The organism is Halomonas cibimaris (genome assembly GCF_039537045.1).
In the GTDB taxonomy this organism is placed as follows: Bacteria; Pseudomonadota; Gammaproteobacteria; order Pseudomonadales; family Halomonadaceae; genus Vreelandella; species Vreelandella cibimaris.
Genome location: NZ_BAAAZT010000050.1, coordinates 1 through 6354, shown reverse-complemented (window position 1 = coordinate 6354; position 6354 = coordinate 1). Strand labels below are relative to the sequence as shown.

Genomic DNA, 6354 nt, shown 5'->3' with positions numbered 1-6354 from the left:
CGACGAAAGCACCAGTACCGGGCTTGGCAGTGCCACTGTCGGCAGCAGCAAGCCCGGATGGCAATGCATGAACGATCACGGCTGTAGTTACGACTGTAGTACTAGAGGCCAGCACGCCGGGGATGGCAATGGTCAGCGGCGTACTGGTGGCGAAAACGATATCGCCCTCAAGTGCCAATGCCTTCTTTCTGGCGGCGAAGGCGAAGGCAAAAAACGCCTTGATGCGCTGCCCATAGCTCATATGGTTGGAGTACGGCACGGGGTACCAATGCACCTGTATGCCGGCCTCGTCGGTTGTGAACCACTCCCCCGGCTTATCATCTTCGCGATAGGCGGTGATCATGTGCACCTCATGCCCGGCCGCTACCATGCGCCGCGCCATCTCGTAGGAACGGGTGCCGCCCGACATTTCGGGGGTGTTGAAGTACTGGTGAAGGTAGATAATTCTCATAAGCGTTAGCTGCCTGTTAGCGTATCCACAATCGCCTGCGCGGCCTTGCCGCCGCCGTATAGGTGGTCCGTATCAACAACGCGCCGGCCGAAATGCCGCCGGGCAGCCTCTTCGATACGCGCCTGATCAGCGCCCACCAGCTCGTTGGCCCCGGCTTCTACCAGCTCGACCCATTCGGTCTGGTCGCGCAGGGTGACGCAGGCTCGGCCGAAGAAGAAGGCCTCTTTTTGCACGCCGCCGCTGTCGGTCAGCACCAGGCCGCAGTGGTTAAGCAGCCATACCATTTCGAAATAGCCCACCGGGTCAATGGTGGTGACGGCAAGCGTTAAACCGGCGCGCTCGACGGCGGCCCGGGTGCGCGGGTGCAGTGGCAGCACCACCGGTGCCACCTCGCGGTGCGCGCGATTGAGCGCGGTGACGATGGCGGCCAAACGCTCGGGGTCGTCGGTGTTTTCGGCGCGGTGCAGCGTCGCGACAATAAACCCACCACCGTCACCATTTGTCCGTGATGTTCCGTGTCCTTCCGTGGCCGATATCATCGAAGGCAATCCCTTCGGCGCCACCGCGTGGCGGGAGAAGAACAGCGCGGCATCCTGCATCACGTCGCCGGGCTGTAAAACACGCACCGGTTTTTGCCCGAAGCCTTCGGCATTCAGGTTGTTAACCGCCGCTGCGGTGGGGCAGAACAGCAGATCGCTGATCTGGTCGGTCAGAATGCGGTTGATCTCTTCCGGCATCGCCGTGTTGAAGCTGCGCAGCCCGGCTTCTACGTGCGCCACCGGCACATGCAGCTTGGCCGCCGCCAGCGCGCCGGCCAGCGTCGAGTTGGTATCGCCGTAGACCAGCACGCGATCCGGCTTGTGTTCCACAATGGCCTGCTCGATCTCGGTCAGCATGCGCCCGGTCATCTCACCGTGCGAGCCACCGTGAATATCCAGCTGAATGGCCGGACGGGGCATGCCCAGCTGGTTGAAAAACACATCCGACATGTTGGCATCAAAATGCTGGCCGGTGTGCAGCATGATTTCTTCAATGCCAGCCGTTTGCTGGATGGCGCGGGAGACGACGCTCGCCTTGATGAACTGCGGCCGCGCGCCGATGACGGTGAGAATGCGGGGCATAAGTGACTCGTTACTCGTTGAGTGATTGATAGAGATCGAGCAGCTTTTGCTCTTCGATAGCCCAGTTATAGCGTTCCTGCACGGCCCGCTGACCGTTGCGACCCATCTGTTCCGCTTCTTCGGGATGCGATACGAGATAGCCGATGGCGTCGGCAATGGCCTGGGGAACTAACGGATCGACACACAGTCCGCACTGATTATCTTCGATGATCCCTTTCCAAAGTGGGAAGTTAGAAGCAATAACAGGAACACCCGCGCTCATATACTCAAACATTTTATTAGGCTGGGCATCAGTATGATTAGGGGAAGGCAAAAATGTCACGACCCCCGCGATCGATGTGGTTAAGAGATCACACACGCCCTCACGATTAACGAACCCTAGAGCATCGACCTGTTTCCAGCCCTCGTCAGCCTTAGCAGCCAGCTCAGCGCTTACATCACTAAATTTACCGGCTAGCTGCAGCCGTGTGTCAGAGCCAACAAAGCCCATCGCCTGAACGACTTGAAGAATACCGCGTAGCCGGCCAATACCACCCACATAGCACACCTGATTCTTTTTCTGAGACCAATCCACCTGGTCGCTGGCCAGTTCACCCAGCAGCGGGTAGTTATTGATATCTTCCGAACGTATGCCCATTGCGATGAATTTATCGCGAATATAGGGCGTAGCGGCAATTACCGCATCCAGTTGACGGCAGGCCCAGCGCTCATACACGGCAAACGACTTGGATAGTGCCCATTTCGCTGGTTTGTTAAGATAGGACTTACCCAGCAGCTGCTTGGGCACATCCTCGTGGGCATCAAAAATCACCGTCTTGCCGCGCTTTTTCAGCTTGAGGCCAATCGGGATCAGCTCAGGGTCGTGCAGATGGTAAACATCAGCATCCAGCGCCAGCGCTTTCGTCAGTACCCGCCCTGGCGCATGACGAATGCGGTCCAGGCGCCCCTTGGAAGCGCCGACATCGTGGATCTTAACGCCCGCTTTTTCTTCATCGCCCTTGCCGTCAGCAACTACAAGAGAAACGGTATAGCCGTGATTCGCGAGAGAGGTGCATTCCTTGAGGAAAATGCGGGTGTCGGTGCGGGGGTGGACGGAGGTGAGGTGGGCCACAATCAAGTTAATATTTTCCTTTTGATTGATTATAAAATTAGGTAAAAGAGCTTACAGCTAAATCAACTTTATAGAGATAGTGGTTCTAACCGTCTTGGGTGCTCTTGTTAGTCATTGTTTATCATTATTATGACTTATCCTTAATAATATTCCTATCAAGCACCAAAACATAAATGCTCCTGGCCAATGTGTAACGCCTCCTAAGGCATAAACTGATAAAAAAATGAAAATTATAATATAGGCACAAACGGCTCTGTCGGCTAGAGCACAAGAAGAAAATCTATAAGCAAGGTAATAAAATAAAACTATAAAAAAAGATAATCCTATGACTCCTGCTCGAAAAGCAAACTCCCACCATAAATTATGAAGATCGCCAAAACCTTGCGTATTACCGGCACGCGATATGTGCGCATCAACACCCCAGCCAAAAAACGGGCGTTCAAGGAGAAGTCTGTAGCCCAAGTCCCATCGCCCCAATCGACCCGAATCGAGACTTTTCCCAGTGTTCTCAATGCTTAAAGATACTAAGTAAGAATAAATGTCGCTGTTGTATAACCATACTCCTGCGATAGCTACAATTAAGCTCACTGCAGGCATTAGGTAAAAAATAAATGAGTTTATTTTTTTTTCAAAGCGCCGACTTAATAAAAGAGTAAATGCAGTATATAAAAGGCATAACGCTGCAGCGGCTTCTACTCCCCGAGCCCCTAAAGAAAACCCAAAAAATAATAGCAAAGACAAAAAAAACAAATTACTGAAGAAAGAGGTTTTGTGAGATGAGAGAATCAAGAATAAAACGGAGTAAGTTGTTGTTATTCCTACCCAATTAAGGTTAAAAGAAGTGTTTCCGCTAACAATTAAAACAATAGAGGCCGTAAAGCATATGCCTGCCATGGTTTTCGCGAAAATCCTGAATCTTTTTTTATCATTAAAAATTTTGTATGAGAAAAATGCAAAAAATAAGTTAAAAATGAGGGTTGATATTTTCATACCAAGAGCCAATATATTCCCAGCACCGCTGAAGATAGAAGATGATAATCCGATAATTATAAAAAACCCTATGCCTGAGCCGAGTATCAAAAAAGGCTTCTCTATAATATTTTTTTTCCTTCCGGCCCAAAGGAACATAACTATAAGTGATGCTGCTCCGATCCCTAAAAAAACAACAGGATAGTATTTACTGGCAAACTCAATCCAATCAGAATCGAATAAAAAGCCTGATAAAGCCATCAAAACTGCTAGCGCAACAGGGTATAAGTAGATCATAATAAGTTTTTATATAATTTTTTAATGGCGGAACTATAAAGCTCTGAGTTATGCCAAAGCACTGTATAGCAGCCACGAGCACTATGGCATTTAGATTTTAACTGGAAAAATTTATCCAGTGCTGCATTGCTGGCACCCAGACCAAGATACTGCGGAGCCATTACGGAACATTCCATAACTATCAAAGGTCTTATTCGCAAAGATAGTGGCTGTTGGCTAAGTGCATCAAAAGATGAGTATTCATGGCAGGTGCCGCAGCGAAACCCCGGCCTGTCGGCATAGCCCAGGGTTGAATCATAGTTCATTCCTGCGTCATTCCAGGCGTTCAGGGTCGTGGGCGTTTCCCAGCGTAGATAATGCATCCGCCCGCCCCATATATCTTGTTCGACGCCTTCTTCGGCGCAAACGGCACGCAAGCGTTTAGCCTCGCCAGCAATAAGTTTAGGAGATTGATAGGTATTATAGCTGGGGTGCAAGCCTACCTCATGGCCACGGTCATGAATGCGTCGGATAAGGTGGCGAATAGGCTCATCTTCTATATTGTAAAGCGCATCTTTTGTTGGATGGGTTTGACCACAGATGAAATAAAATGCGCTGGTCAGCCCATGTTTTTCTGACTGGTCCATAATCCAATCGAAGGTATTGTAAGGATCCTTCGGATGTAGATGTTTCTTGGAATTCAAACGAATCCAAGGCGCGAGTAGCGCATGCTTGAAATCTCTTCGTTTAAGAATATCGCCACCCATGGTACGAACCAGCCCTTTCAGCGGCTGGTAGCCATAGCGCGTTGGACGATCCACATCGTGCGACACCTTCATGCTGAACCGGTGTTGCTTGAGTTTGACCTCGGGCCACTGGCGCTTGATTACCTGGCCGAGCAGGTCAAGCCATTCATCAACGATGGGGCGTTCCAGGTAACCGTGGCGGTAGGCGTGCGACGACGTCGCCGGGAAGCGGTCGTGCTCGTCGAGGTCGGTACGGCCGACCTCTTCCAGCCGCGTGAGCATCCAGTACGTCAGGCCGAGGATGTCGTAGTGGATGGTGACGTCGCCATGTTCGGTTGGCTCCACCAGCCGCGCCGGCGGGTGCGGCATGGCCGGCGTGGGCAGCGGCTCGCCGAGCACGGGCGTAAAGCCTGCGGCGGCGGCATCCCAGCTGCCGCAAGGAAAATCCGAGCGCGACTGGTGGAAGGCTGTTTCCAGCCTAGGGAATAAGATATAACCTTGTGGCGATATGGCTAGGGAGAGCCTAAGACTATTTTGAGACTGGGTAAGCGTAAAAGCATGCCCGAAGCGCTCTTCAAGGATTGAAGAAAGCCAATCAAGGGCCTGATTAGAAAACTGAGGCATGAAAGATAAAACCTTATTAGGACCACTAAAGAAACGGAGTGAAACGGAAATATTTTTACATAAAAACTCTTGGTTTATCTGTAACCGAGGTCCCAGTAACGCGCATATAGTAATCCATTGCTTCTTCTTCAGATATTTCTATATTCTTATGAGCCTGTAAGAGCAGAATAACCAGTATGGGTGCCTGGCGAATATAAGCACCCAGCAAGGATTTCTCATATAAAAAATTTTCTACTCGCTTAATTTCTTTCCCGGCATGACGTTTAGCGAAAATTCCTGCTTTGGGTCTGGTTAGGTCGAGCTTATAAATCGAGCCTACAAGCAGCACCTCAAGATCCATTACCAGGCGGTTGAATTCTTCGTCCAGAACAGCCCCAAGCATCCATAATAGCCTGTCGCTCAGCTCTGTGAAATCTTTTTCACTCAGCGTAATGTTTTTGGGTAGCGGAACACGGTTAAAAGAGATAAGCAACGCATTTATGGATGCAAAATAAGCCTGCATAGTCAATATATGCCGTCGCACCTTTACATCCAGCCAAAGCTTGTGTTTTTCAAGCAGACCTTCAAATCCCTGTACGCCATGCGCAAATTCACGAAACTTTTTTGTTGATGTGAAGATATCGGCATATTGAACATGTGGATCATAAGGCAGATGCATATCCAGTTTTAAAAGCAATTCTCGTAGTAGTGATGCTTCATTCTGGCGCACTTCAAATTTCTGCGTGCTACTTTCCATGAATCGCAGGATTTCCTGCTGTGCATCCACTCGTTTTTCCAGAATCACACCGGCCACTCGGGTGCGTTCGTCTTTTTTCTTAAGATAAAAAGTGGTAACGAAAGCAATGATTAAACCGGCCAGAAGAATAGACGCAAAATTGGCGACTGCTTCCCAGATAAAAACTGGTAAATTGAGGGTGAATTCCATTTCTTCCTGAACCCGGCTTATTCACCGGAACCCGGCTTATTCACCGGAACGCTGACTGGGCATCCTGAAGCCCCGGGGAGCCGGTAGCTCGTCGCCGAACGCCGATTTCGAGACGGCACCGTCTTCCGGTG

6 protein-coding genes are annotated in these 6354 nt (G+C 50.4%); all 6 read right to left on the bottom strand.

The window, feature by feature from the left end:
- Positions 1-451 (bottom strand): glycosyltransferase (locus ABD654_RS05835; protein ID WP_344703199.1); only part of this gene is annotated, 451 nt, incomplete at its 3' end.
- Between the two features lie 5 nt (positions 452-456).
- On the bottom strand, positions 457-1572 hold the full coding sequence (wecB, locus tag ABD654_RS05830; protein ID WP_344703197.1) for a non-hydrolyzing UDP-N-acetylglucosamine 2-epimerase: 1116 nt from the start codon (positions 1570-1572) through the stop codon (positions 457-459).
- A 10-nt stretch (positions 1573-1582) separates the two neighbouring features.
- Positions 1583-2683: a glycosyltransferase family 4 protein gene (locus ABD654_RS05825; protein ID WP_344703201.1), complete on the bottom strand. Its 1101-nt coding sequence runs from the start codon at positions 2681-2683 to the stop codon at positions 1583-1585.
- A gap of 111 nt (positions 2684-2794) precedes the next feature.
- The gene (locus tag ABD654_RS05820) at positions 2795-3913 is read right to left on the bottom strand and encodes an O-antigen ligase family protein (protein WP_344703195.1); all 1119 of its coding nucleotides are present in this window, start codon (positions 3911-3913) and stop codon (positions 2795-2797) included.
- Between the two features lie 32 nt (positions 3914-3945).
- Complete coding sequence (locus ABD654_RS05815; RefSeq protein ID WP_344703192.1) at positions 3946-5298, bottom strand: polysaccharide deacetylase family protein; 1353 nt, start codon at positions 5296-5298, stop codon at positions 3946-3948.
- Positions 5299-5353: 55 nt separating this feature from the next.
- Positions 5354-6223 carry a hypothetical protein gene (locus ABD654_RS05810; RefSeq protein ID WP_344703190.1) on the bottom strand — a complete coding sequence of 290 codons (870 nt, stop codon included), beginning with the start codon at positions 6221-6223 and terminating at the stop codon, positions 5354-5356.
- Positions 6224-6354: the final 131 nt, after the last annotated feature.